Origin of the sequence: Exiguobacterium sp. KKBO11, from assembly GCF_001644945.1 — a bacterium.
Lineage (GTDB): Bacteria > Bacillota > Bacilli > Exiguobacteriales > Exiguobacteriaceae > Exiguobacterium_A > Exiguobacterium_A abrahamii.
In genome coordinates, this window is record NZ_LUCU01000006.1 from 1 (window position 1) to 868 (window position 868).

Consider the following 868-nt stretch of genomic DNA (forward strand, 5'->3'; position numbering starts at 1 on the left):
GTCTGCGTCTGGAACAATCAGAACTATTCCTTCGACTTCGAGAGCATCTCCTTCCCCGTTTGGATGGACGGGAAGTCCGTGAAGATGCGATTCCGTGCTGCCATGGTTGACAAGGACAATCGGAATACCCGACTCCTTGCCAACAAACTCGGGACGCTCAGGGTCACGAAGAAGGGAAGGAAGTGGATCGCTCAAATTTCCGTCCATGTCCCGACCGTTCCTCGGACGGGGGTGCGGGTGATGGGGGTTGACCTCGGACTGAAAGTGCCGGCGGTCGCCGTCACCGATGACGACACGACCCGTTTCTTCGGGAACGGTCGTAAGAACAAGTATATGAAACGCAAGTTCCGTGCGGAACGGAAGGAACTCGGCAAAAAGAAGAAGCCGAAGGCTATCAAACGACGCAATCAGAAGGAACAGCGGTGGATGCGGGACAAGGACCACAAGGTCAGCCGAGCCATCGTCGATTTTGCAAGACAGAAGAAAATCTCTGTCATTCGCCTCGAACTCTTGGCGAACATCCGACAGACGGCAAGAACAAGCCGTAAAAACAACCAGAACCTCCACTCATGGTCGTTCTATCGTCTCGCGTCCTTCATCGAATACAAAGCCGCCTTGTCGGGCATCAAGGTTGAGTATGTGAACCCCGCCTACACGAGTCAGACCTGCCCATCCTGTTCCGTCAGGAACAAGGTGAGGGATAGGGTCTATACGTGTGCCTGTGGGTTTAAAGGACATCGGGACGCCGTCGGTGCGATGAACATTCGATACGCACCTGTGATGGATGGTAACAGTCCATCAGCCTGAGAACCTATACGGTCTGTCTCAGGAGGGGTGATGGCACACCCCTACCTCAAGGCTCGGACGA

The 868-nt window shown here is 54.5% G+C and carries 1 protein-coding gene; it reads left to right on the forward strand.

Annotated elements, in window-relative coordinates; translation table 11 throughout:
* Positions 1 to 807: RNA-guided endonuclease TnpB family protein (locus AYO36_RS00225; RefSeq protein ID WP_064299186.1), on the forward strand; the 807-nt coding region annotated here is incomplete at its 5' end.
* Positions 808 to 868: the final 61 nt, after the last annotated feature.